Raw genomic sequence first — 23,839 nt, 5'->3', positions numbered from 1 at the left:
CTCGGCGGGCACAATGGACCGGTGAACGACGAGCCCGCCGACCGAGCCACCCCCGACGCCGAGCCGATACCCGTCACCCGGACCGTCGACCACGGCACCGCCAAGCTGCTCCCCGACGTGGACCGGCCGCGGGCCTGGCTGCTCACGGTCGACGGGGCGCCGCAGTCGTACGTCGATCTGGACGCGCCCACGCACCTGGAGTTCGAGTACGCCCGCAGGCTCGCGCACGTACTGGACACCGCCGCCGCACCGGACCGGCCGCTGGACATCGTCCACCTCGGCGGCGGCGCGCTCACGCTGCCCCGCTATGTCACCGCGACGCGGCCCGGCTCCCGGCAGGACGTGGTGGAGGCCGACCGGGGCCTGCTCGAACTCGTCCTGGAGCACCTGCCGCTGCCCTCCGGCTCCGGGATCACCACGCACGGCGCCGACGCCCGGACCTGGGTGGAGGCGGCGCCCGAGGCGAGCGCCGACGTGCTCGTGGGCGATGTGTTCGGCGGCTCGCGGGTGCCCGCGCACCTGACGTCGGACGCGTACGCCCGCGCGGTGCGCCGCGTACTGCGCGCAGACGGCTGCTACGCCGCGAACCTCGCCGACGGCGCCGGCAGCGGGTCCGGCGCGCGCTTCGCCTTCCTCCGCTCCCAACTGGCCACCTTCGCCGAGGTCTTCGACGAGCTGGCGCTCATCGCCGAGCCCGCCGTCCTGCGCGGCCGCCGCTTCGGCAACGCCGTGCTGCTCGCCTCGCACGCCCCGCTCGACGTGGCCGCGCTCGCCCGCCGCACGGCCGCGGACGCGTTTCCCGCGCGAGTGGTGCACGGGGACGCGCTGCGGAGCTTCATCGGTGACGCCCGTGCCGTACGGGACGCGGACGCGGTGGCGTCGCCGGAGCCGCCGGACGGGGCGTTCAGCGTCGGCTGAGCGGCCGGACGGGGCGTTCAGCGTCGGCTGAGCGGCCGGACGGGGCGTTCAGCGTCGGCTGAGCGGCCGGACGGGGCGTTCAGCGTCGGCTGAGCGGCCACCGCCTCAGGCGGAGGGCTTCTCCAGGGACACCGTCTCCTGGACACTCGCAGCTTGCGGCCCCGGCGAGGTCGGCCCCTGGGCGGTCGGCCCTTGCGACGCCGCGACCTCCTTCGTACGCCGAGTGAGATTCCGTACGTCCGGAACGAACAGCACCGCCGCCGTCACCACGACCACCAGCACGGCGCAGCCCCACAGCGAGGGCGACCGGCCGAAGGCCTGCTCGGCGGGGCCCGCGAGCGCCGTCGCGAGCGGCACCATCGCGATGGACCCGAACCAGTCGTACGCCGCGACGCGCGACAGCTTCTCCTCCGGGATCTCCTGATGCATCGCCGTCATCCAGGAGACGCCGAACACCTCGATCGCGACGCCGCTGACGAACATCACCGCGGCGAGCCCGGCCACCGGCAGCGGCACCGCCAGGGCCGCGGACGGCGCGGCGAGCGGGAAGACGCACAACGTACCGGCGAACAGGAGCCGCCGCGGCTTCCAGCGCGTCATCAGCAGCGCCCCGCAGACCGTGCCCGCGCCGAACGCCCCGAGCGCGAGGCCCCACGGCCCCGCGCCGCCCAGCTCGTCCTCGGCGACCAGCGGCCCGAACACGGACTCGGCCGCGCCGACGACCGCCACCACCACCGAGAACTGCGCCACGATCGACCACAGCCAGGGCCGTCCGGTGAACTCCCGCCAGCCGTCCCGCAGATCGGCGAGGAGGCCCCCGCCGGGCGCGCGCGGCGGTATGTGGCTGACGTCGAGGAAGGCGCGCAGCGCGCCCGCGGCGGCGAACGCGACCGCGTCCACGGCGAGGACCCAGCCGGGCCCGATCATCGCGACCATCAGGCCGCCGAGCGCAGCGCCGCCGAGGCCCGCGCCCTGCATGGCCATGCGGTACAGCGCGAAGGCGCGGCCCGCCTGCTCGCCGCTGACGGACGAGAGCAGCATGCCTTCGGAGGCGGGACCGAAGAACGCCTGGCCGGTGCCGCCGAGCGCGGCGAGCAGCAGCATCTGCCACAGCTGCGGATCCCCGGCGAGGACGACGACCGCGAAAGCGGCCTGGGACACGCAGTTCAGGGAGTTGGCGGCGACCATGACGCGGTGGCGCGGCAGCCGGTCGGCCACCGCGCCGCCGATGAGCAGGAACAGTACGAGCGGCAGCGTGCGGGCCGCCGCGACGAGCCCCACGTCACCGCCGTCCCCGCCCGCGTCGAGCACCGCGAACGCCGCCGCGATCAGCGCACCGTGGCCGCCCAGGTTCGTGATGATCGCGGCGGCGGTGAGCAGCGTGTAGTTGCGGCCGGCCCAGGAGGAGCGGCGGGAGGCGGCGGGAGAGGTCACCACGGGACTATCCCCGTGGGAGAACGACCTTGCCAAATGGTTTCCCCGGCCGCCGCGGGGCGACCGGGGGGACTGGAGAGACCGGGGACCAGGGGGCGCCCGGGTGGCGGCTCAGGACTCCTCGGGGTCCCCGTTGAGCCGCACCGTCGCGAGGATCTTCTTCATCTGGGCGTCGGAGACCTCTTCCTTCACGCCCTTGGCGCCGTACAGCGTCCACGCCACGTAGTCGCCCGCCGCGTTCTTGAACGCGAACGTCGTCGCCTTGCCCTCGGAGTCGCACTTGTCCGAACCGGCGGCACCGGACGTCGTGGACGTCGTGACGCTGCCCTTGATGCCGGACTTGGTGGTGTACGACTCGGTCTTGCCGATCTTGATCTTCTTCTTGTCGGCCTTCTTCTGGCCGGTGTAGCCGCCGAAGACCCACCACGCCGAGTCGTTGCGGGAGACGTCCTTGGTGTTCTTGGCGCCGTTCTGGCCCTTGGTGCCGACGGCGGCGAGCGAGGTGTCGTCCATCCGCCCGTCCTTGTCGTCGTCGGACGTGCACCACTTCTCTTTGAGGATGGCGGGCGCGGACATGACGATGAGCGGTTTGGTGCCGTCGCCCTTGTTGTCCTCGAAGCCCATGATCGTGTCCGGGGACTTCACGACCCAGTCCGCCGGTACGTCGAAGGCCGTGCCCCACTTGGGGTTCACGACGACCTGCCAGCCGGGGACGGTCGGCTTGGGGTCGCCGCCGGTGCCGCGCGGGTTGTCGTCGTCGGGCTTCGCCGTGGGGCTCGGCTTCTTGGAGACGGACTTGGACGGCTTGGAGCCGGCCTGGTCGGACTTGCCGTCCTTGTCGTCGCCGTCACCGCCGAGGACCAGGAAGCCGGTGACGCCCGCGGCCACGACGACCGCGGCCGCCGCGATGATGGCCGTGAGCTTCGTCCTGTTGCCGCCGCCGTCGCCGCCGCCGCTCGGGCCGGGCCCGGCGGCCTGGGGCGTACCCATCGGGAACGTGGGCGCGCCCCACTGCGGCTGCCCGCCCGTCGGCTGCCCCGGCTGGCCCACGGGGGGCTGCCCGGCGGGCGGCTGCTGGTAGGGGTTGGGCTGCTGGTATCCCGGCTGCTGCTGGTACCCGGGCTGCTGATACGGATTCGGCTGCTGGTACCCGGGCTGCTGGTACGGGTTCGCACCCTGGTCCTGCGGGTTCTGCTCGCCCCCGGGCGGCTGCTGTTCTGGCCACATGGCCAGTAACCATAGATGGGCGGGGGCCCCGGTGCCACGCCCGGCCACCTGCCGGACCGGGTCCGGGGCAGGGGGCGGACGCAGCGGTGACGAAGTGGTGAAGAAGTGGGGTGGGTGGTGGGTGGGATGCCCGTTTTGGTGAGGGGTGCCGACCTCGCAGCCCGGCGGCGCCACCCCCGTCGGCCGGGGAGCGCCGCCTCCGTCAGCCCGTGGGCTCGCCGTACAGCCGCACCGTGGCGAGGATCTTCATGATCGTCGCGTCCGGGACCTCTTCCTTGACGCCCCTCGCGCCGTACAGGCTCCAGGACACGAAGTCGCCCTCGGAGTTCTTGAAGCCGAAGGAGATGGCCTTGCCGTCCGAGGCGCACTTGCCCTTCTGCGGCGTGTTCGTCGAACGGCCCCAGGCGATGCTGCCCTTGATGCCCGACTTGGTGGTGTAGGGCTTCGCCTTCTCGTCGTACGTCATCGTCTTCTTGTCCGGCTGTGTGTAGGCGCCGTAGATCCACCAGCCGACGGTGTTCACCGCGACCTCGTCGGTGTTCTTGCCGCCCCGGCCGCCCTTGGTGCCCGCCGCGCTCAGCTCGACGTCCTCGGACCGGCCGTCCTTGTCCTCGTCGGAGGTGCACCACTTCGGCTTGAGGACCGCGGGGGAGCCCATCGTCGCGATCGGCTTGCCCGTCTTGTGTTCCTCGAAGTTGATGGCCCTGTTCGGCCCCTCCACCTGCCAGTCGGGCGGTACGTCGAAGGCGGTGCCCCACTTGGGGTTCACGACGGCCTGCCAGCCCGGGACGGTCGCCTTCGGCCCGCCGTCCGTGCCCCGCTCGTCGTCGTCACCGTCCGCCGGGGCCGAGGGCTTCTCGGACGCCTGCTCCGAGGAACCCTGCTTGTCGCCGTTGCCCGCCTTGCCCGCCTCGTCGTCCTTGTCGCCGCCGAGCAGCAGGAAGCCGGTGACGCCCGCGGCCACGACCACGGCGGCCGCGGCGACGATGGCTATGACCTTGGTCCTGTTCCCTCCGCCACCGCCGCTACCCGTCGGCGGCTGCGGCGCGCCCAAGGGCGTCGGGGCGCCACTCCACTGCCCGTGCTGCCCGACGGGCTGCTGGTAGGGACCGGGCTGCGGGTGCCCGGGCTGCTGCGGGTGCCCGGCCTGCTGATACCCCGGCTGCTGATACGGATTCGGCTGCTGATAGCCGGGCTGCTGGTACGGGTTGGCGCCCTGGTCCTGCGGGTTCTGCTCGCCCCCGGGCTGCTGCTGTCCTGGCCACATGGCGGACAACCATACGGGTGTTGCCTTTGGGTGATCGCAACGCCCCTCTGGGGGCGCTCAGTTCTCGTCCGACGCCTTGTACGCGCGCACTGTGCTGAGGATTTTCCGGACCGTTGTGTCCGGGATTTCCTCCTTCACGTCCTTGGCGCCGTGAAAGGCCCACGAGACGAATTCGCCCCCGGCGTCCTTGAATGCGAAGACCGTCGCTTTGCCGTCCGTGTCGCACTTCTCCCGCTTGGTGACACCGGACGACTCGGCCGTCGCGAGGCTGCCCTTGATGCCGGACTTGGTGGTGTAGGACTCCACCGCGCCGGCCTTGATCTTTCTTCTTTCCGGTTGTGCATACGCGCCGTACACCCACGCGGTCGAATTGTCCCGCGCGACGTCCTCGGTGGTTTTGGAGCCCCTGTTGATCCTGGTGCCCGCGCCCGCGAGGGCCATGTATTCGTTGGTGCCGTCCTTGTTCTCGTCGAAGGCGCACCACTGCTCCTTGAGATAGGCGGGCGCGGCCATCGCGGCGAGTCGGTTGTCCTCGGGACCGGCGTCGTCCGAGACCCAGGAGATCCAGTCGACGGACTTCAGCGACCACTGTGCGGGGACGTCGAAAGCGATGCCTCTCTTGGGATTCACCACGGTCTTCCAACCCGGGACCGTGGGCTTCGGACCGCCGTCCTTGCCGCGCCGGTCCGCGTCGGTCGGGGCCGGTGACGAGCTCGACCGCGCCGGATCGGGCTTCGCGGAGTCGTCCTTGTCGCCGCCCAGCAGCAGGAAGCCGGTGACGCCCGCGGCCACGACGACCGCGGCCGCCGTGATCACGGCGATGAGCGCGGTCCTGTTGCCACCGCTTCCATCCCCGTCGGGCGGCTGCGGTGCGCCCGCGGGTGCCGTCCCGGCTGCCCACTGCCCCTGCTGGCCGGCCACCGGCTGCTGCTGGTATCCCGGCTGCTGATAGGGGTTGGGCTGCTGGTATCCCGGCTGCTGGTAAGGATTCCGATCCTGCGGGTTCATGGCGGACCACAGTACGGCTGGGGTGTACGGGCATTCGAAAGTGCCCCGGGCCGGGGCTGGCAGCGGAGGCTACTCGCGGGTAACCTCCTGCTATGAGCGCAGACCAGATGTCGATCGGCGAGATGCTCGCCGCCACCGTTCCGATGGCCCGGACCCTGAATCTTGAGTTCGTGGAGACCACGCCCGAGCGGGCCGTGGTCGTGCTGCCCGATCAGGGGGACTACCACAATCACGTGGGCGGGCCGCATGCCGGAGCCATGTTCACGTTGGGGGAGTCCGCGAGTGGCGCCATCGTGCTCGCGGCCTTCGGGGCGGAGCTCTCGCGGGCCGTGCCGCTCGCGGTGCGTGCCGACATCGCGTACAAGAAGCTCGCGATGGGGACGGTGAAGGCCACCGCCACGATCGGCCGGCCCGTCGCCGATGTCGTCGCCGAGCTCGACGCGGGGCAGCGTCCGGAGTTCCCCGTCGCCATCGCCATCACGCGTGAGGACGGCGCCGTGACCGGTGAGATGACCGTCGTGTGGACCCTGCGGCCCAACGACCCGAAGTAGTCCGACGGTTCACCGGGGTCCGGCGGCCCGCCGGGGTGCTGCGGGCGAATGAGTAGGCGTACTCAGGTGGCGTGACGCCGCCGTGGTGAGTATGGCGGCATGAGTGGTCTGCCGTCCGCGCCTCCCGCCTTCGACGCCTCCGCCGACTCCCGGGCCGACCTCGGCCCGGACGTCGCCACGGCCGTCGGGCTCTTCCTGCTCGAAGGGGTCTTCCTCTTCGTCGTGTTCGCGAAGTGGTTCCTGTCGGGCGTCTCCTTCGACCCGGCCGAGGATCCTGAGCCCGATCGACTCGGTGGCTATCTCGTAGTCACCGGAGCGGTCGGGCTCTTCGCTGTTCTCGCCGGCGTCGCCGCCGGCCGCATGCGTGCCGTCGTGACCCTCTGGACCCAGGTGCTGATGGCGATTCTTGTCGTCGTCGCCGTGTTGGGCGGTCTGGAGTACGAGGAGCGGGAGGACCGGCGGTCGCAGCCGACTCCTGCTCCCGCTTGGACGGGCCCGGCCGGATGCCGCAGCGGCGGCGACAGCCATGAGTGCGCCTCCACCGGGGGCTGACTTCGTCCACTCGGTTCCTTTTCCTTTCGGGGCCGCGCGCCGACCATCTTTGTTCACGTCATTGACACGCGTCACCACCGGTCATAGTTTTCCCGCCGCACCGGTGGTGTCCCACGGTGCGTCAAGTCCACTTCGTCGCAGAGTCCGTTCAAGGCCCGAAGGCCTGCCAGCTATTGGCACGTGTACATCATTCGCGCATCGAAGGAAGTGACGGCCCATGTCCGACACCGTGTCCCGGCGCACCACCCTGCGGCTGATGGGAGGGGCGGTCGCGGTGGCCGCCGCGGCGACCGCGGGGCTGCCGGTCCCCGCGCACTCCGCCGCGTACCGCAGACGGGGCCCGGGTGCCGGGCCCCGCGTCGAGTCGCTGGTCCGCAGGCTCACGCTCGACGAGAAGGTCTCCCTGCTGCACGGTGGGAGCGACCCGAAGGGGCTCGGGCAGGCGGGATACGTCCCCGGCGTGCCGCGGCTCGGCATCCCGGAGCTGCGGCTCGCCGACGGCCCCGCGGGCGTACGTGTCACGGCGCACGCCACCGCCCTGCCCGCTCCCGTACTCCTCGCCGCCGCCTTCGACCCCGAACTGGCCCGCCGCTACGGGCAGGTGATCGGGCGTGAGGGGCGGGCCCTCGGCCAGGACGTGCTGCTCTCGCCGATGGTCAACCTCATCCGCACCCCGTACGCGGGCCGCAACTTCGAGACGTTCGGCGAGGACCCGCTGCTCTCCGCCGACCTGGTCGCCCAGGAGATCAAGGGCATCCAGGAGGAAGGGCTGATCGCGACGGTCAAGCACTTCGCGATGAACAACCAGGAGAAGGACCGCATGTCCATCGACGTGCGCGTCGACGAGCGGACCATGCACGAGACGGAGCTGCGCGGCTTCGAGGCCGCGGTCGCCGTCGGCGTGGGCTCGGTCATGGGGGCGTACAACAAGGTCAACGGCACCTTCGCCTGCGAGAACGAAGAACTGCTCGACGAGGTGCTGCGCGAACGGTGGGGGTTCGGCGGGTGGGTGATGACCGACTGGTTCGCGGCGCATTCGACCGCCGCCGCGATCGGCGCGGGCCTGGACATGGAGATGCCGGACGGCACGTACTTCGGCGCGGCCCTGAAGCGGGCCGTGGAGAGCGGCGGTGTGCCCGAGGCGCACGTGGACCGGTCGGTGCGGCGGCTGCTCGGTGTGCTCGACCGGTTCGGGCTGCTCGACGGGAGCGCGCCGCCGCGCCCGGACCGGGACCCCGAGGCGGGCGCGGCGGTCGCGCTGGAGGTCGCCGAGGCCGGGGCCACCCTGCTGCGCAACCGGCACGGCGCGCTGCCGCTCACCGGCCGCGCCGCCCGCTCCCTCGCCGTGATCGGCCCGACCGGTTCGCTGCCGTTCGTGAGCGGGGGCGGCAGCGCGCATGTGATTCCTGACCGTGCGGTGAGCCCTCTCGATGCCGTCAAGTCCCGTGCGGGGCACGGTGCGCAGGTCCGTTATGCCCTCGGTGAGGATCTGTTCGGGAAGGCGATTCCGCGCGAGGCGCTCTCGCCCGGTGGCTTCGACCCGGAGGGGCAACGCGTCCGCGCGGGCGAGGAGTGGACGTACGAAGGGACGCTCACCGCCGACGCCGGAGACGAGTGGACGTTCGTCGTCCACTACTCCGGCGCGCGGCCGACGGTGCGGCTCGACGGCGTGGAGTTGTTCCCGCCCGCGCCGGGCTTCGGCGAGTACTTCACGGGTGGGCTCGTGTCGAGCGCGCCCGACGGTCTCTCCGTACGGCGGAAGGCCGTGCCGTTGGCGCGTGGTGGGCATCGGGTCGAGATCCTCGCGAAGGGCGGGGCGAAGGGGCAGACGTTCCGGCTTCGCCGGGTCACCTCCGCGACCCGCGCGCGGGATGTCGCGGAGGCGGTGCGTGCCGCCCGGTCCGCGCACAGCGTCGTGCTCTTCGCGTACGAGGACGCCACCGAGGGCCAGGACCGTACGACCGTCGCCCTGCCCGGCCATCAGGAAGCCCTTATCGAGGCGGTGACAGCCTCTAACCCCCGTACCACCGTCGTCCTCAACACCTCGTCGGCCACCTCCATGCCCTGGCTGGAGCGCACCGCCGCCGTGCTGCAGATGTACTACCCGGGGCAGGAGGGCGCGGCCGCCACCGCCGCCGTCCTGTTCGGCGACTGCGATCCGGGCGGCCGGCTCACGCAGACCTTCCCCGTCGACGACGACCGGCATCCGACGGCCGGTGATCCGCGCCGGTATCCGGGGGTGGACGGCGTGGAGGAGTACTCGGAGGGCGTGCACGTCGGCCATCGCTGGTACGACGCCGAGGGCGTGCGGCCGTTGTTCCCCTTCGGGCACGGACTGTCGTACACCACCTTTGCCTACGAGGATCTGACGGCGCGTCCGGCGGGGCGAGGGGGTGGGTTCGACGTGAGCTTCCGGGTGCGCAACACCGGGCGGCGCGACGGGATCACCGTGGCGCAGGTGTACGTCGGGGCCTCGCCGGACGTGCGGCTCGATCAGGCGGTGCGGGTGCTCGGCGGCTATCGGAGGGTCGCCCTGCGGGCGGGGGAGGCGCGGCGGGTCACCGTGCGGGTCGCGGCGCGGACGTTGTCGCTGTGGGACTCGGGGCGGCGTGACTGGGTGCTCGGGACGGGGCGGCGGACGGTTCAAGTGGGCAGGTCCTCAAGGGAGTTGCTGCTGTCCGGGGTCGTTCATGTGAAGGGGGCCCGCGGATGAAGGGCTTGTGCGGGTGGCGTGGGCGGGCGCGGGTGCGGCGGTTCGTGGCGGTCGGGGGTGTGCTGGCCGCGGCCGGGGTGGTGGGGCTCGCGCCCCAGGCGGCGCAGGCGGGGCCCGGAGGGCGGGACGGCCTCGCGGGAGAGCAGCGGGGTGCCGCGGTCGTGCGTACTGACGCGGGCTGGGTGCGTGGCCAAGTCACCGGTGAGGGGCGGCAGTTCCTCGGGATCCCGTACGCGCGTCAGCCCGTCGGCGGGCTCCGCTGGACCGAACCGCGCGCCGTCGAGCCGTGGCGCGGTGTCCGCGAGGCCACCGCGTTCGGCAACCGCTGTGTGCAGGGCCCGAGTTGGGACCCGGGGTACGAGAAGCCGACGTACACCGAGGACTGTCTCGATCTCAATGTGTACGTCCCCGAAGGGCGCGCCGGGGACGGCGCGACACGAGTCGAGGAGCGTGCCGGGGCGGGCGCGGATCTGCGGCGGCCCGTCATGGTGTGGCTGCACGGCGGCGGGCTCACCGCAGGCGCGGGCGAGGACATCGTGCCGGACCGCTTCGCCCGCACCACCGGCACCGTCGTCGTCACCGTCAACTACCGCCTGGGCGCCATGGGTTTCCTCGCGGGGCCGGGACTCGACGGCGAGGCCTCCGACCGCGTGTCCGGCAACTACGGGCTGCTCGACCAGCGGGCCGCGCTGCGCTGGGTGCGCGCCAACGTCGGCCGGTTCGGCGGCGACCCGCGCCGGGTGACCCTCGCGGGCGAGTCCGCGGGCGGCCGCTCCGTGTGCACCCACCTCGCCTCGCCCGGCAGCCGCGGCCTGTTCCGCTCGGCCGTGGTCGAGAGCGGCGCGTACGACGACTGCGCGGGCCGTGAGCGGCGGCGGGCGGCCGAGGACGGCGCCGCGTTCGCGCGGAAGGCGGGCTGCCCGGACCCGGCGACCGCGCTCGCGTGCCTGCGCGCCAAGCCCGCGAAGGACATCCTGGCCGCGCAGGCCGGGTTCGACTGGGGGCCGGTCGTCGGTGGCGGCTTCCTGCCGGTCCAGCCGGAGGAGGCCTTCGCGCGGGGGAGTTCGGCGGGCGTGCCCGTCCTGAACGGCGCCAACTCCGACGAAGGCACACTCTTCGCTTTCGCACAGTTCGACGGCCAGGGCAAGCCGCTCACCGCCGCGCAGTACCCGGCCGCGCTGGAGCGTACGTTCGGCGCGGAGCTCGGCGAGCGGGCGCTGCGGCGTTATCCGCCCGACCGGTACGCCACGCCCACGCACGCCTTCGCCGCGGCCCTCGGCGACCGGATGTTCGTGTGCTCGGCGCTGCGCCTCGGCGACTCCCTCGCCCGGCGCGGGCCCGTCTACGGCTACGAGTTCGCGGACCGTACGTCGCCGCCGTTCGCCAGTCTGCGCGGCCTCGGCACCGACTTCGCCTTCGGTGCGACACACGTAAACGAAGTGCAATATCTGTTCAAACACTTCGGCCTCGAAACGCCGCTGAACGCCGAACAGCGCGCCCTCGCCCGCCAGATGGCGCGCTACTGGGGCTCCTTCATCCACTCCGGAGTGCCCCGCTCGGACGGCTCGCCGACCGCTCCCGACCAGCGCACCCGACCCGGCGACGTGCTCGCGCTGCGCACCGCGTCCGCCGGTGGGAACGCGGTCGTCGACACGGCCCGCAGCGCGCACCACTGCGCACTGTGGGACGCGGTCCCACCCCGCTGAACAGGTAGTCTTCCCGGCGTGCGCGATCGACCAGGACGCGCGCGCCGGGGGATTCGCCAGTACAGCGGAAGGAAACGGGCTTGCACGTCCAGGAGTGGCTGGAGAACGTACCGGCCGTCAGTGTCTACGCGCTCGTCGGACTCGTCATCGGCCTGGAGTCACTGGGCATCCCGCTGCCCGGCGAGATCGTCCTCGTGTCGGCGGCGCTGCTCTCCTCGCAGCACGGTGACGTGAACCCGGTGATCCTCGGCGCGTGCGCCACCGCGGGCGCGGTGATCGGCGACTCCATCGGGTACGCGATCGGGCGCAAGGGAGGACGGCCGCTCCTCGCCTGGCTCGGGCGGAAATTCCCCAAGCACTTCAGCGAGGCGAACGTCGGCAGCGCCGAGCGCTCGTTCCAGAAGTGGGGCATGTGGGCGGTCTTCTTCGGCCGCTTCGTCGCGCTGCTCCGCATCTTCGCCGGGCCGCTCGCAGGCGTCCTGCGCATGCCGTACTGGAAGTTCGCGATCGCCAATGTCCTCGGCGGAATCGTGTGGGCGGGCGGCACGACCGCCGTCATCTACTACATCGGCGTGGTCGCGGAGGACTGGCTCAAGCGCTTCTCGTACGTCGGTCTCGGCATCGCCGTCCTGATCGGCGTCGGCTCGATGATGCTGGTCAAGCGGCGGGCGAAGAAGGCGGCGGAGGAGCATGCCGCGCGGGCGGAGGCCGGGGCGGGGACCGGGTCGGAGGCCGCAGCGGGCACGGAGGCCGCCGCCGTGCGCTGAGCGTGGGGATGGTGGGGTTTTGCGGTAGGGCGATCCGGGTGCGTGCTCCAGTGAGTGCGGGGCCTTGTGTCTCTAGCGTCGTACGACATGACCTATGTACGACGCATCGACGACAGATTCCCCTTATCCCTCCTGGCGAGGCCCCTCCCGGCAAGGCCCCGACGGGCACGCCGCGCGGCCGTCCTTGCCGTGGCGTCGGCGGCGGCGCTGACGTGCCTCGCCCCCGTGGCGGCAGCGGCGGACACGGCGTCCCGGCCGGGCACACCGCCCCGCCCCGTCGCCCCCGCCGCCTGCGACGCGGCGCGCGGCGCGGTGACCGACTCCCTCGACGTCCTCGTCCGCCGCCACGGCATCCCCGGTGCCGCCGCCGAAGTGGCCGACGCCCGCTGCGGCCGCTGGTCCGCCGCACGCGGAGTCGCCGACCTGGACACCGGCCGCCCCATGGCCGCGAAGGACCGGCTGCGCATCGGCAGCGTCAGCAAGACCTTCACCGCCACCGTCGTCCTGCAGCTCGCCGCGCAGGGCAGGATCGGGCTCGACGACCCGGTGGAGCACCACCTGCCGGGGCTGATCCGGGGCAACGGCTACGACGGCCGCACCATCACCGTGCGGGAACTGCTCCAGCACACCAGCGGACTTCCCGACTACGTCGAAGGCATCGCCGACCGGCCCGTGAACGAGTGGCGCTTCCGCCACTTCGAGCCCCGCGAACTGATCGCCGCCGCGCTCAAGATGCCGCACCCGGAGAAGAAGTGGCACTACGCCACCACCAACACGGCCGTCGCCGGGCTCATCGTCGAGAAGGTCACCGGACGCGGCGTCGAGGCCGAGGTGAACCGACGGATCCTCGAGCCGCTCGGCCTGCGCGACACCTATTGGCCCGGCGACCGCACCCGCATCAAGGGCCCGCACTCACGCAGCTACTTCATCGAGTCCGAGAAGCCCGACGGCACGCCGGGGCCGAGGGTCGACGGCACCGAGTGGAACGTGACGTTCGGGGGCGCGGGCGGCGCGCTGATCTCGACGCCCGCCGACGTCAACCGGTTCCTCGGCGCGCTGTTCGGCGGGAAGCTGCTGCCCGCGCGCTGGCTCGCGGAGATGAAGCGCACCGTCCCCGCCGACCCGGACCGGCTCTGGCCCGGCGCGCGGTACGGGCTCGGTCTGATCGCCTCGCCGCTGGAGTGCGGCGGCATGTGGTGGGGGCACGGCGGGACCGTGCCGGGCGGGCACCGGGCGCTCGGCGCCATCGGCCCCGGCGGCCGCACCGTCTCCCTCGCCCTCAACCAGGTGCCCGACACCGACCGGGCCGAACAGGACTTCCGTGCCGTCGTGGACAGCGCCCTCTGCGCACCCGGCCGCACCCAGCACCTCAAGGAGACCCCATGACCACTCCCAGCGCCGCCGTGCGCCGCACCTCGGCGGCGGGCCTCGCCCTCGCCGCCTGCTTCACCGCCGTGCCCGCCATGGCCTCGGCGAACCCGAGCCCGAACCCGTCGAGCCCGACGGGGAGCCTCGACCGCTACTACAACCAGCGCCTGGACTGGGGCAGTTGTGTCCTCGGCCCGGACGACGAAACGGGCAAGGCGCTTCAGAAGGCGGGCGCGCGCTGCGCCGGCGTGACCGCGCCGCTCGACTACTCCGACCCCGGCGGCCGTACGATCACCGTCGCCATATCCCGGATCAAGGCCACAGACACCCGCCACCGCGTCGGCCCGCTGCTGCTCAACGGCGGTGGCCCCGGCGGGACTTCACTCGGTGACGGCCCCGACATCCGCAAGGCGATGAAGGGCGTCGGCGCGCGCTACGACATCGTCGGCGTCGACCCGCGCTTCGTGGGGCGCAGCACCCCGCTGGACTGCAAGTGGCCCGTGAGCTCGTCCATCTTCTCCTCCGGGACGAGTCGCGCGGGCTTCGACCGGCAGGTGGCCCTGCACAAGGACCTCGCCGCCAAGTGCCGTGCCACCAACGGCCCCGTGCTGCCGCACGTCACCACACGCAACACGGCCCGCGACATGGACGTCATCAGGGGCGCGCTGCGCGAGAAGAAGATCTCGTACCTGGGCTACTCGTACGGCAGCTACCTGGGCACCGTCTACACCCAGATGTTCCCCGGCCGCCACGACCGGGTGGTCCTCGACGGCGTACTCGACCCGCGCCGCTACTCGCCCCGCCTGCTGCGCGGCACCGAGGCCGAGAACGAGCACGCTCTCGCCGGGTTCGCCACCTGGGCGGCGAAGCGGCACGACACGTACGGCCTCGGCCGCACCCGCGCCCAGGTGCTCGCCACCCTCGACCACGCCATCGACGTGTCGGCGCGGCGCGGGCTGACCCTGGGCACCACCCCGGACGTCTTCCGGCTCGACGACACCCACGTACCGACCCTGCTGGTCATCGGGATCTCCGACGACACCGACGAGGCGAGGACGGCCTTCGGCGAGCAGATGTCCGTCCTGGCCAAGGCGGCGGACGGTCGGCCGACGCGCGTTTCGGCGGAGTTCAAGTCGGTCCTGGAGAGCATGACGACCGGCAAGGACTCGCACTACGGCAGCGTGCAGACGGCCATCCTGTGCGGCGACAAGGCGGCCCCGCGCGACCCCGAGCGGTACTGGCGCGACATCCAGCGCAGCCGCGCCGCCCACCCCGTCACCGGACCGCTGAGCAACAACATCGGCCCGTGCGCCTTCTGGGACCGGCCGCGCGAGAAGCCCACCCAGGTGCGGCACGACACCCCGGCGCTGCTCGTGTCCGCGACCGGTGACCCGCGCTCGGACCACCAGGGCGCCATGGCACTGCACGGCATGCTGCCCAGCTCCAAGCTGATCACGCTGAAGGGCGCCGACCGGCACGGGATCTACGGCTACTACGGCAACGCCTGCGTGGACGCGAAGGTCAACTCCTACCTGGCCACCGGCAAGCTGCCGGGCAGGGACCAGACCTGCGTGAAACGGGACGGCTGACGGGTCAGGCGGAGGCCCCCGCCTCGCGGTGGGCCTTCGCCAGTTCCACGTACAGCGTGCCGTTGAGGGAGATGCCCGCGCGCTCCTCCTCGGTGAGCTCCCGCTTGACCTTCGCGGGCACGCCCGCGACCAGGGAGCCCGGCGGCACCACCATGCCCTGCGGCACAAGGGCCTGCGCGGCGACGAGCGAACCGGCGCCGATCACCGCGCCGTTGAGCACCGTGGCACCCATCCCGACCAGGCAGTCGTCCTCGACCGTGCAGCCGTGCAGGACCGCGTTGTGGCCGACCGAGACGCGCTCGCCGATGGAGATCGGGAAGCCCGGGTCGACGTGCAGGGTGCAGTTGTCCTGGATGTTGCTGTCGGCGCCGACCTCGATCGGCCCGCAGTCGGCCCGGAGCACCGCGCCGTACCAGGTGCTCGCGCCCGCGCTCAGCGTCACCTCGCCGATCACCACCGACGTCGGCGCCGTGAAGGCCCCCTGGCCGATCTTCGGTTCCTTGCCGCCGAAGCCCATGACGAGTGCCTGCTGACCCATCGGCTCTCTCCCCTTGATGAGTGCGTACGCCTTGTGGGATGCGTACGTCGTCGCGCCTGAGCGAACCGTACGGGACACCGGGACGGCCGCCGCCGCGTGGGGTGAAGATCACAGCCGGTGGGTGTGCTCGGCGCGGGCCCGGCTGAGTAACGTGAGCGGGTGCCCCGAAACAAGAACGTGTTCTCATCGCTGGCCGCCTGGCGGCGCGGCGCGGCGCAGCGCGCCGTCCATGCCGGATGGGACTGGGTGCAGCGCACGGGCGCGGTGACCGCGGGGCGGCCCGGACGGCTGCGGTTCGGCGCCATCGGCGAGGGCACGAAGCTGGCGTTCCCGCAGGGCACGATCTTCGGGGCGCCCTGGATCCGGCTCGGCGCGCACTGCATCGTGGGTGAACAGGTCACGCTGACGGCCGGGTTGATGCCCGACCTCGACCTCGGCCCCGACCCGATCCTGAGCATCGGCGACGGCGTCGTCCTCGGCCGCGGCAGTCATGTCATCGCGGACACGACGGTGACCATCGGCGACGACTGCTACTTCGGTCCGTATGTGTACGTGACCTCGACGAACCATTCGTACGACGACCCCGAGACCCCGATCGGCAAGCAGTGGCCGCGGATGGAGCCGGTGCGGATCGGGTCCGGCTGCTGGATCGGCACCGGGGCCGTGATCCTGCCGGGCGCGCGGCTCGGCCGCAATGTGGTGGTGGCGGCCGGGGCGGTGGTGCGGGGCGAGGTGCCCGACCACGCGGTGGTGGCCGGGGCGCCCGCGCGGGTCGTGCGGACGTGGTGCGCGGAGAAGGGCTGGGAGCCGCCTTTGCGGACGCCCGCGCCGGTGCCGATCCCTGAAGGCATCACGCCGGAACAATTGCTCGCGTTGGGCGAGTTGACCGACCGGGAGGTCGCGCGATTGGCCGATGTTGAGGGGAACGTCTGATTGCTTCGCTGGTTGCGCGGTGCGAGACCCGCGGGCCGGTGGGGGCTTGTCGCGCCCCGCGGCGGAGCCGCATGTCGATACAGGCCCGCGCCCCTATCGGGGCGCTTCGTGCCGCAGCGGACTTCGTCGCGCCCGCGACAGGACGTCGCTCACCCCGTCGCCAGCAGTACCGTGCCCACCAGCGCGAGCCCCGCCCCCGCCGCCTGCACTCCGCGCAGCCGCTCCTTCAACACGCCGCGTGCCGCGAGTGCCGTCACGACCGGGTAGAGCGAGGCGAGCACCGCGGCGACGGCGACGGGGCCGCGCTGGGCCGCGATCGCGTACGTGCCGTTGGCGGCGACGTCCGCGAGGCCCACGAAGGCGAGGGCGGGGAGCGCGGACCAGATCACACCCATACCCGCGCCCTCGGGGAGCGCCTTGCCGCCGCGCCGCACGGACACGTACAACGCCGTGCCGCCCGCGGCCACATTCGTCACGCGCTGCACGAACAGCGCGAGGAACAGGCCGGTGACGCTGCTCGACGCCTCCGCGATCAGGGCCATGACCGCGCCGAAGCCGAAGGCCGCGAGCAGCGTGAGCAGCACCGCCTGCCGCTGCACCGGGGCGCCGCGCAGCTCGGGACCGCCCGCCAGGACGATGCCCGCGACGGCCACCGCGATGCCCGCGAACTGCGCGAGCCCCGGTCGCTCGCCGAGGAAGAGGCCGACGCCCACCGGCACGGCGACACCCAGCGACCCGAGCGGGGAGACCACGCCCATCGGGCCGAGCGCGAGGGCCTTGTAGAAGGACAGCATCGCGACCGGCCCGACCAGCCCCGCGCCGACCGCGAACCACAGCTGTGGCCCCCACTCGCTCCACGCGCCCGTCGCCACCACGACCGCGCCGAGCACGACGACGGCGACGCACTGCGAGGCGACGACCACCGTCAGTGCCGGGATGCGTCGGGTCAGCAGTCCGCCGCCGAAGTCGGCGAGGCCCCACATCAGGCTGGTGGCCAGGGCGAACAACGCTGTCAGTCCTGACATGGAGTGCCTCGCAGTACAGTGTGGTGAACCTTCGGGAACCCTCGGGTGCACCACACCGTAGTTCAGTACAATGAACTCTGTCATCCAATATATTGGACGGAATGTGTCGGACCTCGACCAGCTGACCCAGTCGCTCGCGCGCAACCTCAAGCGCTGGCGCACCGAACGGAACTTCACGCTCGACGCGCTCGCGGCCCGCGCGGGCGTCAGCCGGGGCATGATCATCCAGATCGAACAGGCCCGCACGAACCCCAGCGTGGGCATCACGGTCAAGCTCGCGGACGCGCTCGGCGTCAGCATCACCACCCTGCTCGACTACGAACAGGGGCCGCATGTGCGGCTCGTGCCGCCCGAGCAGGCCGTGCGGATGTGGTCCACGGACGCGGGCAGCAGCACGACCCTCCTCGTCGGCACGGAGTCGCGGGGGCCCTTCGAGCTGTGGACGTGGCACCTGATGCCGGGCGACGGCAGCGACTCCGACGCGCACCCGCCGGGGACGCTTGAGCTGCTGCACGTCAGGACGGGCGAGCTGACGCTGGTCGTGGACGGCGAGGAGCACGTCGTCGCGGCCGGGTCGGCGGCGACGTTCGAGGCCAATGTGGCGCACGGGTACCACAACAAGGGTGCGGAGCCGGTCGAGATGACGATGGCGGTGTCGGTCCCGCCCGCCCACGCGGGGGCGTACTGAGGGCCCACCTCGTGGCCCGCGCGCCCGCGGCCTGAGTTACCGTGCGGGCATGCGCGCTCCCCTCGGTGATTTCGACGTCGTCCGCCCCGCCCCGGAAGCCCTCGATCTGCTCGTCGCCCCCGTGGCCGACGCCGTGCGCGGCTGGAGCGGGGCCGTGCCCGCCGACGAGTTGATCCATGTCGACACCGACCCCCAGTGGGCCGACACCGCCACGTTCGTGGAGCACTACGGCCCCGAACTGCTCGCGCAGTCCGCGAACTGCGTCGTCGTCGCCGGGAAGCGGGCGGGCGAGACGACGCTCGCCGCGTGCGTCGTCCTGTCCGCGACCCGCGTCGACGTCAACGGCGTCGTACGCCGCCAACTCGGCGCCCGCAAGGCGTCGTTCGCGTCCATGGACACCGCGGTCGGTGAGACCGGCATGGAGTACGGCGGCATCACCCCCATCGGCCTGCCCGGCAGTTGGCCGATCCTCGTGGACGCCGCCGTGGCCGACCTGCCGTACGTCCTCATCGGCAGCGGCAGCCGCCGCGGCAAGCTGATCGTGCCGGGCAAGGCGTTCGCGGGGCTGCCGAACGCGGTGGTGATCGAGGGGCTCGGCGCGTGACCGAGGCGCTCGGCGCCTGATCGGGAGGCGCGGCGCCCGGCCGAGCGCGCTCTCAGTCGCCGGGCCCCTCGGCCACGCGCTCGCCGATCACGCCCTCCGCCCGCAGCCGTTCGATCTCCGCCGCCTTCCGGCCCAGCTCCGCCAGGATCTTCTCCGTGTGCTCGCCCGCGCCCGGCACCGGGTCCATGCGCGGGAGCACGCCCGACAGTTGGGCAGGCGGAAGCAGTGCCTGGACGTCGGGCGCCGACCCCGGCAGGCCCACGTCGTGCCAGCGGTCGCGTGCGGTGAGGACGGGGTGCGTGAGGAAGTCGGTGACGGTGTTGACGCCCGCGTTGGCGATGTTCGCGGCGTCGAGCAGCGCCGTCGCCTCGTCCCCGTCGAGCCGCGCGAACCGGTCCGCGACGACCGCGTCCAGCTCCTCGCGGTGCGCGACCCGCGCGGACCCGGTGGCGAAGCGCGGGTCGGCCACCAGCTCCGGACGCCCCAGGAACGTCCCGCACAGCGCCGCCCACTCCGGCTCGTTCTGCACGGAGAGCAGCACCTCCTTGCCGTCGGCCGCGGTGAACACGCCGTAGGGCGCGACCGTGGCGTGCCGGGCGCCGACGCGCGGCGGCTGCGTACCGCCGTACCGCGTGTAATAGGCGGGCTGGCCCATCCACTCCGCGAGCGCGTCGAAGAGGGACACCTCCACGGCGGGCGCGCGGCCGGTGGTGGCGCGCGTGAACAGCGCCGACAGGATGCCGCTGTAGGCGTACATCCCCGCCGCGATGTCGGCGACCGAGATCCCCACGCGCACGGACTCCTCGGGCGTGCCGGTCAGCGAGAGCAGACCCGTCTGGCACTGCACGAGCATGTCGTACGCCTTGCGGTCCGCCCACGGCCCCGTGCCGCCGTAGCCGCTGATCGCGCAGGTGATCAGGGAGGGGTGGCGGGCCTGGAGGTCCGCTGCCGCGAGGCCGAGGCGGTCGGCCGCGCCCGGCGCGAGGTTCTGTACGAACACGTCGGCGCCGGCGACGAGTTCGCGCAGGATCTCCTGGCCCGCCGGTGACTTCACGTCCAGGGACAAGGACTCCTTGGAGCGGTTCAGCCAGACGAAATAGCTGGACTCGCCGTGCACGGTGGTGTCGTAGCGGCGCGCGAAGTCACCGCCGCCGGGACGCTCCACCTTGATCACCCGGGCGCCCAGGTCCGCGAGCTGACGGGTGGCGAAGGGGGCGGCGACCGCCTGTTCCAGGCTGAGTACGGTGATGCCGGTCAGCGGCAGCGCGTGCGGCATGTCAGCCCCGCCCGCCCCGGTACTCCTCGTGGAACTGCTCGAACGACACCTCGTAGCCGTCCGGGTCCAGGCCCACGAAGACCCGCGCCCAGTCCGTGTCCTCGGGCTCCGAGACGACGGGCAGGCCCTCGGCGCGCCACAGGGCGTGGGCGGCGTCGAGGTCGGGCACCGGCACGGCCAGGGTGAAGCCGAGGCCGAGCGGGCCCCGGCGTGCCGCCTCGCCGCGCTCCTCGTCGTAGAACCCGTGCGCGTCCATGGCGGACAGGATCAGCCAGGTGTGGCCGAACGTGAGATAGCGCAGGTGCGGCTGCTCGTCGTTCGGCAGCTCGCGGAAGCCGAGCTTCAGGTAGAGGTCGCCGGAAGCCTTGAGGTCCGTGACCCGCAGGCCGATCTTGAGCTGCTTGCTGCCCATCATGCGGTGCGCTCCCTCCCGTGGCGCCGCCGCCGGGGGCGGCGGCGGGCGTGGGACGACCGTATCCGGCGGGCCGGGACGGGGTGCGTGGCGCCCGTGTCGGGTGGGGGCGGGCGGGGTGTGCGGCGCCCGCGCCGGGAGGGGCGCGCGGCCTGGTTCCGTCCACCGCCGTTCACCTGATGCTCACGAGGGTCGGCACGATCGGTCTCGCGAACCTTGTGCGCAGTTCAGCCGGGGCGGTCACCGTGCTGAACAGGCGCCCTTCCCTGTCGGCCGCAGTCTCCCCGTACGTCCGCGCTTCCGCACCCGGCTCCGCGGCACCACTCGTCCCACCGGCTCCCCGCTCCATGTTGTTCCCCCGCCGGTCCCTCCCCCCACTCCTGCCCGTCGGTTTCAGCGGACTCCCCGTCCGTCCCCATCGAACGGAGAACATGTCATGCCCGCGACACCCGTCACTCCCGCCCCCGCGGCCGCTCCCGCCACCCCGGCGGCCGTCCCCGTCCCCGCCGTCGGTGCGCCTGCCGTTGGAGCGCCGGCCGCGCCCGACGCCCCCGCCTACGTACCCTCCATCGCCCACTCCGAGGAGCAGATCCGGGCCGCCCAGCGCCTGCGCTTCCAGGTGTTCGGCGAGGAGATGGGCGCCCGCCTCGACACGCCGCTTGCCGGGCACGACATCGACGCGTTCGACGAGCTCGCGGACCACCTGATCATCACCGACACCACGAGCGGCGACATCGTCGGCACCTACCGGCTCATCCCGCCCGGCCGCACCGAGACGGCGTACTCCGACGGCGAGTTCGACCTCTCCGCGCTGCGGCCGCTGCGCTCCGCCACCATCGAGGCCGGACGCTCCTGCGTGCACCCCGACCACCGCTCCGGCGCCGTGATCAACCTGATGTGGTCGGCCATGGCCCGCTACGTCCTGCTCTCCGGCCACCGCTACCTCGCCGGCTGCGCCTCCGTGCCGCTCGGCGACGGCGGTACCGCGGCCGCCAGCGCCTGGCTGCTCGGCGACGCCAAGCACGCATCGCCGCCCGAACTGCGCGTGCACCCGCACCGCCCGTGGACGCCCGGCGACCGCTCGGGCCACCGGCCCGCCTACGCCGACCTGCCGCCCCTGCTGCGCGGCTACCTCCGCCTCGGCGCCTGGATGTGCGGGGCGCCCGCACACGACCCGGAGTTCGACTCCGCCGACTTCTTCGTGCTGCTCGACACCGAGCGGCTGAGCGAGCGGCACCGCCGGTTCTTCCTTGGGAATCCGGAGCACGGGGAACCTGCGCGCGGGGAAGCTGCGCGCGGCAGCGCCGTGCCCGGGAGGAGCGCGTGAACCCCTGGGCCGTGGACGCGGGCTGTCCACGGTCCTGCGCGGTGCGGCCGCCGTCCAGGGTGGGGCCCGCCGAGACCGCGGGGCGGTACGCGGCCCTCGCCCGCGAGCTGACCCGGAGCCTGCTCCTGGGCGAACGCCTCGCCGGGGACGTCGCGCCCCGCGTGCAGGCGCGGCGCGTGCTGCGGGCGCTGGGCGTCGAACTGGAGGCGGCCCACGCGCCGTTGAGCGTGCCCGGTGCCGACGCCGGCACGCTGATCGTCGCCAATCACATCTCGTGGCTGGACGTCGTCGCGCTGCTCGCCGTCGAGCCGGTGTCCTTCGTCGCCAAGAAGGAGGTGGGCCGCTGGCCCGTCGTCGGCACGCTCGCCCGGCGCCTGGGCACGCAGTTCATCGACCGCGAGGGCGGACGGCGTGAACTGCCGCTGATGGTCGGCGAGTTGGCCAAGACGCTGGCGTCCGGCCGGTCCGTGCTCGTCTTCCCGCAGGCCACGACGTGGTGCGCGGTCCCCGCCGGACGGTTCCGGCGCGCCGCGTTCCAGGCCGCGGTGGACGCGGGGGTGCCCGTGCGGCCCGTGACGGTGGGGTACCGCCAGGACGGGCGGGCCAGCACATCGGCGGCGTTCCTCGGCGACGAGGGCTTCGGGCGCTCGCTGCGACGGGTGGCCGTCTCCCGGGGCCTCACGGTGCGGGTCACGACCCACACGCCGCTGTACGGCAACGACAGGAAGACGCTGGCGGCGGGGGCTTGGGCGGCGGTGTGCAGGGGGGAGACGCGGACGCACCCTCACCACGGCGTGTGACCGCGCACGTTCAACTCGTGTTCACGGCCCGCTCGCGCACCGCTGGCACGCTCGGTGCGCTTCACCCGACCACCCCCCTGACGAAGAGGACACACCGGTGCCCGTCACCCGTAAGCTCCGTACCTCCCTGCTCTCCGCGAGCGCCCTGGCCGGCGCGGCCGGACTCGTGCTGCAGGCCGCGATACCCGCGCAGGCGGCCGCGGACTTCGACGTCACCGCGACCGTGGAGACGGCGCCCGTCTCGCACAGCGGCGACGCCGCCGACGACCCGGCGATCTGGGTGCACCCGAGCGACCCGGGCAAGTCCGTCGTGGTGGCCACGGACAAGAAGGGCGCGCTCGAGGTGTACGACCTCAAGGGCGCCCGGATCCAGCGGATCAGCGGGGACTACGGCAACAACGTCGACGTACGCGGCAACGTGGTCGTGTCCGCGGACGACGAGGCCGCGGGCGGCGACGGCGCGATGCACGTCTACCGCATCGACCCGGCGACGCGGCAGCTCAAGCACCTCAAGGACGTGCCGACCGAGGTCACCGCGCACGGCATCTGCCTCTACACCTCGCCGCAGTCCGGCAAGCTCTACGCCTACCCGAACTCCACCTCGGGCCGCGTCGAGCAGTGGGAACTGGCCGTCAGCGGCGACACGGTGACCGCCAAGTCCGTGCGGCTGTTCGACGCCGGATCCGCCGTCGAGGGCTGCTACGCCGACGAGACCACCGGCAAGCTGTACCTCGGCGAGGAGGACGTCGGCGTGTGGGTCTACGGCGCCGAGCCGGGCGCGGGAACCACCCGCACCAAGCTCGACTCGACGGGCTCCGGCGGCCACATCACCGCCGACACCGAGGGCATCACCGCCGCGGGGAACCGGCTCTTCGTGTCCTCGCAGGGCAGCAACGACTTCACCGTGTACGACCGCGGCAGCGGCGCCTACCTCGGCCGCTTCGGCGTGGCCTCCGGCACCGCCGCCGACGACTGCGAGGACACCGACGGCATCGACGCCACCGACACGGCCCTCGGCTCCGCCTTCCCCAAGGGCGTGTTCATCTGCCAGGACGGCTCCAACGGCTCGCCCGGCGGCAGCGGCAACCAGAACTTCAAGTACGTACCGCTGGAGCGGATCACCGACAAGGTGTGAC

At 72.7% G+C, this 23,839-nt stretch carries 22 protein-coding genes; 14 read left to right on the top strand and 8 right to left on the bottom strand.

Features of this window, described 5'->3' with window-relative positions:
• Nucleotides 1–21: 21 nt before the first annotated feature.
• Entirely contained in the window at nucleotides 22–918 is an 897-nt protein-coding gene (locus IEY91_RS37705) for a spermidine synthase (RefSeq protein WP_189177375.1), read from the top strand.
• A gap of 105 nt (nucleotides 919–1,023) precedes the next feature.
• Here the strand turns inward: IEY91_RS37705 and IEY91_RS37700 are convergent, their stop codons facing one another.
• The 4 genes from IEY91_RS37700 to IEY91_RS37685 all read right to left on the bottom strand — a co-directional run bounded on the left by IEY91_RS37700 (nucleotide 1,024) and on the right by IEY91_RS37685 (nucleotide 5,854).
• Nucleotides 1,024–2,355: an MFS transporter gene (locus tag IEY91_RS37700; RefSeq protein WP_189177374.1), complete on the bottom strand. Its 1,332-nt coding sequence runs from the start codon at nucleotides 2,353–2,355 to the stop codon at nucleotides 1,024–1,026.
• Between the two features lie 108 nt (nucleotides 2,356–2,463).
• On the bottom strand, nucleotides 2,464–3,579 hold the full coding sequence (locus IEY91_RS37695) for a DUF8017 domain-containing protein (protein WP_189177373.1): 1,116 nt from the start codon (nucleotides 3,577–3,579) through the stop codon (nucleotides 2,464–2,466).
• A gap of 202 nt (nucleotides 3,580–3,781) precedes the next feature.
• On the bottom strand, nucleotides 3,782–4,846 hold the full coding sequence (locus IEY91_RS37690; RefSeq protein ID WP_189177372.1) for a DUF8017 domain-containing protein: 1,065 nt from the start codon (nucleotides 4,844–4,846) through the stop codon (nucleotides 3,782–3,784).
• A 57-nt stretch (nucleotides 4,847–4,903) separates the two neighbouring features.
• Nucleotides 4,904–5,854, bottom strand: a complete 951-nt coding sequence (locus IEY91_RS37685) for a DUF8017 domain-containing protein (RefSeq protein ID WP_189177371.1) — start codon at nucleotides 5,852–5,854, stop codon at nucleotides 4,904–4,906.
• A gap of 92 nt (nucleotides 5,855–5,946) precedes the next feature.
• Between IEY91_RS37685 and IEY91_RS37680 the strand changes: the two genes are divergently transcribed.
• The 7 genes from IEY91_RS37680 to IEY91_RS37650 all read left to right on the top strand — a co-directional run bounded on the left by IEY91_RS37680 (nucleotide 5,947) and on the right by IEY91_RS37650 (nucleotide 15,100).
• Entirely contained in the window at nucleotides 5,947–6,405 is a 459-nt protein-coding gene (locus IEY91_RS37680; protein ID WP_164326568.1) for a DUF4442 domain-containing protein, read from the top strand.
• Nucleotides 6,406–6,504: 99 nt separating this feature from the next.
• A complete protein-coding gene (locus tag IEY91_RS37675) occupies nucleotides 6,505–6,957 on the top strand; it encodes a DUF6234 family protein (RefSeq protein WP_164326569.1) in 453 nt (150 codons plus the stop codon).
• Nucleotides 6,958–7,174: 217 nt separating this feature from the next.
• A complete protein-coding gene (locus tag IEY91_RS37670; protein WP_189177370.1) occupies nucleotides 7,175–9,670 on the top strand; it encodes a beta-glucosidase family protein in 2,496 nt (831 codons plus the stop codon).
• Nucleotides 9,667–11,376 carry a carboxylesterase/lipase family protein gene (locus IEY91_RS37665; protein WP_189177369.1) on the top strand — a complete coding sequence of 570 codons (1,710 nt, stop codon included), beginning with the start codon at nucleotides 9,667–9,669 and terminating at the stop codon, nucleotides 11,374–11,376. Before IEY91_RS37670 ends, IEY91_RS37665 begins: the two co-directional genes overlap by 4 nt.
• An 80-nt stretch (nucleotides 11,377–11,456) precedes the next feature.
• Entirely contained in the window at nucleotides 11,457–12,143 is a 687-nt protein-coding gene (locus IEY91_RS37660) for a DedA family protein (RefSeq protein WP_189177368.1), read from the top strand.
• A 312-nt stretch (nucleotides 12,144–12,455) separates the two neighbouring features.
• Nucleotides 12,456–13,529 carry a serine hydrolase domain-containing protein gene (locus tag IEY91_RS37655; protein WP_189177410.1) on the top strand — a complete coding sequence of 358 codons (1,074 nt, stop codon included), beginning with the start codon at nucleotides 12,456–12,458 and terminating at the stop codon, nucleotides 13,527–13,529.
• Nucleotides 13,526–15,100, top strand: coding sequence for an alpha/beta hydrolase (locus IEY91_RS37650; protein ID WP_189177367.1), 1,575 nt, complete (start codon nucleotides 13,526–13,528; stop codon nucleotides 15,098–15,100). The genes IEY91_RS37655 and IEY91_RS37650 overlap by 4 nt, the downstream gene beginning before the upstream one ends.
• A 4-nt stretch (nucleotides 15,101–15,104) precedes the next feature.
• Here the strand turns inward: IEY91_RS37650 and IEY91_RS37645 are convergent, their stop codons facing one another.
• Entirely contained in the window at nucleotides 15,105–15,638 is a 534-nt protein-coding gene (locus IEY91_RS37645) for a gamma carbonic anhydrase family protein (RefSeq protein WP_189177366.1), read from the bottom strand.
• Nucleotides 15,639–15,797: 159 nt separating this feature from the next.
• On the opposite strand from IEY91_RS37645, the gene IEY91_RS37640 reads away from it, so the two are divergent.
• Complete coding sequence (locus IEY91_RS37640) at nucleotides 15,798–16,571, top strand: acyltransferase (RefSeq protein ID WP_189177365.1); 774 nt, start codon at nucleotides 15,798–15,800, stop codon at nucleotides 16,569–16,571.
• 149 nt (nucleotides 16,572–16,720) lie between these two features.
• Here the strand turns inward: IEY91_RS37640 and IEY91_RS37635 are convergent, their stop codons facing one another.
• A complete protein-coding gene (locus IEY91_RS37635) occupies nucleotides 16,721–17,587 on the bottom strand; it encodes a DMT family transporter (protein WP_189177409.1) in 867 nt (288 codons plus the stop codon).
• Between the two features lie 112 nt (nucleotides 17,588–17,699).
• Between IEY91_RS37635 and IEY91_RS37630 the strand changes: the two genes are divergently transcribed.
• Together IEY91_RS37630 and IEY91_RS37625 are read left to right on the top strand one after the other, a co-directional pair.
• A complete protein-coding gene (locus IEY91_RS37630) occupies nucleotides 17,700–18,284 on the top strand; it encodes a helix-turn-helix domain-containing protein (protein ID WP_164326576.1) in 585 nt (194 codons plus the stop codon).
• A gap of 49 nt (nucleotides 18,285–18,333) precedes the next feature.
• Entirely contained in the window at nucleotides 18,334–18,888 is a 555-nt protein-coding gene (locus IEY91_RS37625) for a YbaK/EbsC family protein (RefSeq protein ID WP_164326577.1), read from the top strand.
• Nucleotides 18,889–18,940: 52 nt separating this feature from the next.
• On the opposite strand, the gene IEY91_RS37620 is transcribed toward IEY91_RS37625, so the two are convergent.
• Both IEY91_RS37620 and IEY91_RS37615 read right to left on the bottom strand, forming a co-directional pair.
• Nucleotides 18,941–20,164 (bottom strand): CaiB/BaiF CoA transferase family protein, encoded by a 1,224-nt coding sequence (locus tag IEY91_RS37620; protein WP_189177364.1) that lies wholly within the window; start codon nucleotides 20,162–20,164, stop codon nucleotides 18,941–18,943.
• Nucleotide 20,165: 1 nt separating this feature from the next.
• Nucleotides 20,166–20,579, bottom strand: a complete 414-nt coding sequence (locus tag IEY91_RS37615) for a VOC family protein (RefSeq protein ID WP_204328110.1) — start codon at nucleotides 20,577–20,579, stop codon at nucleotides 20,166–20,168.
• A 433-nt stretch (nucleotides 20,580–21,012) separates the two neighbouring features.
• Here IEY91_RS37615 and IEY91_RS37610 point away from each other — a divergent pair, with 433 nt between their 5' ends.
• The 3 genes from IEY91_RS37610 to IEY91_RS37600 all read left to right on the top strand — a co-directional run bounded on the left by IEY91_RS37610 (nucleotide 21,013) and on the right by IEY91_RS37600 (nucleotide 23,838).
• Nucleotides 21,013–21,903, top strand: a complete 891-nt coding sequence (locus IEY91_RS37610; protein WP_189177363.1) for a GNAT family N-acetyltransferase — start codon at nucleotides 21,013–21,015, stop codon at nucleotides 21,901–21,903.
• Nucleotides 21,900–22,703 carry a lysophospholipid acyltransferase family protein gene (locus tag IEY91_RS37605; protein ID WP_229697502.1) on the top strand — a complete coding sequence of 268 codons (804 nt, stop codon included), beginning with the start codon at nucleotides 21,900–21,902 and terminating at the stop codon, nucleotides 22,701–22,703. Before IEY91_RS37610 ends, IEY91_RS37605 begins: the two co-directional genes overlap by 4 nt.
• Before the next feature lie 97 nt (nucleotides 22,704–22,800).
• Nucleotides 22,801–23,838: a phytase gene (locus tag IEY91_RS37600; RefSeq protein ID WP_189177362.1), complete on the top strand. Its 1,038-nt coding sequence runs from the start codon at nucleotides 22,801–22,803 to the stop codon at nucleotides 23,836–23,838.
• The last annotated feature ends 1 nt before the right edge of the window (nucleotide 23,839 follow it).

This window comes from Streptomyces lasiicapitis, assembly GCF_014646335.1.
Lineage (GTDB): Bacteria > Actinomycetota > Actinomycetes > Streptomycetales > Streptomycetaceae > Streptomyces > Streptomyces lasiicapitis.
The sequence above is the reverse complement of the archived record's forward strand: the minus strand, read 5'-3'. Positions and strand labels throughout refer to the sequence as shown.

Excerpts from the sequence above, each read along its gene's own strand:
- IEY91_RS37610 (WP_189177363.1), top strand. The coding sequence starts at position 21,013 with ATGCCCGCGACACCCGTCACTCCCGCCCCCGCGGCCGCTCCCGCCACC.
- IEY91_RS37695 (WP_189177373.1), bottom strand. The coding sequence starts at position 3,579 with ATGTGGCCAGAACAGCAGCCGCCCGGGGGCGAGCAGAACCCGCAGGAC.
- IEY91_RS37645 (WP_189177366.1), bottom strand. The coding sequence starts at position 15,638 with ATGGGTCAGCAGGCACTCGTCATGGGCTTCGGCGGCAAGGAACCGAAG.
- IEY91_RS37615 (WP_204328110.1), bottom strand. The coding sequence starts at position 20,579 with ATGATGGGCAGCAAGCAGCTCAAGATCGGCCTGCGGGTCACGGACCTC.
- IEY91_RS37650 (WP_189177367.1), top strand. The coding sequence starts at position 13,526 with ATGACCACTCCCAGCGCCGCCGTGCGCCGCACCTCGGCGGCGGGCCTC.
- IEY91_RS37690 (WP_189177372.1), bottom strand. The coding sequence starts at position 4,846 with ATGTGGCCAGGACAGCAGCAGCCCGGGGGCGAGCAGAACCCGCAGGAC.
- IEY91_RS37620 (WP_189177364.1), bottom strand. The coding sequence starts at position 20,164 with ATGCCGCACGCGCTGCCGCTGACCGGCATCACCGTACTCAGCCTGGAA.
- IEY91_RS37675 (WP_164326569.1), top strand. The coding sequence starts at position 6,505 with ATGAGTGGTCTGCCGTCCGCGCCTCCCGCCTTCGACGCCTCCGCCGAC.
- IEY91_RS37670 (WP_189177370.1), top strand. The coding sequence starts at position 7,175 with ATGTCCGACACCGTGTCCCGGCGCACCACCCTGCGGCTGATGGGAGGG.
- IEY91_RS37680 (WP_164326568.1), top strand. The coding sequence starts at position 5,947 with ATGAGCGCAGACCAGATGTCGATCGGCGAGATGCTCGCCGCCACCGTT.
- IEY91_RS37665 (WP_189177369.1), top strand. The coding sequence starts at position 9,667 with ATGAAGGGCTTGTGCGGGTGGCGTGGGCGGGCGCGGGTGCGGCGGTTC.
- IEY91_RS37685 (WP_189177371.1), bottom strand. The coding sequence starts at position 5,854 with ATGAACCCGCAGGATCGGAATCCTTACCAGCAGCCGGGATACCAGCAG.
- IEY91_RS37625 (WP_164326577.1), top strand. The coding sequence starts at position 18,334 with ATGCGCGCTCCCCTCGGTGATTTCGACGTCGTCCGCCCCGCCCCGGAA.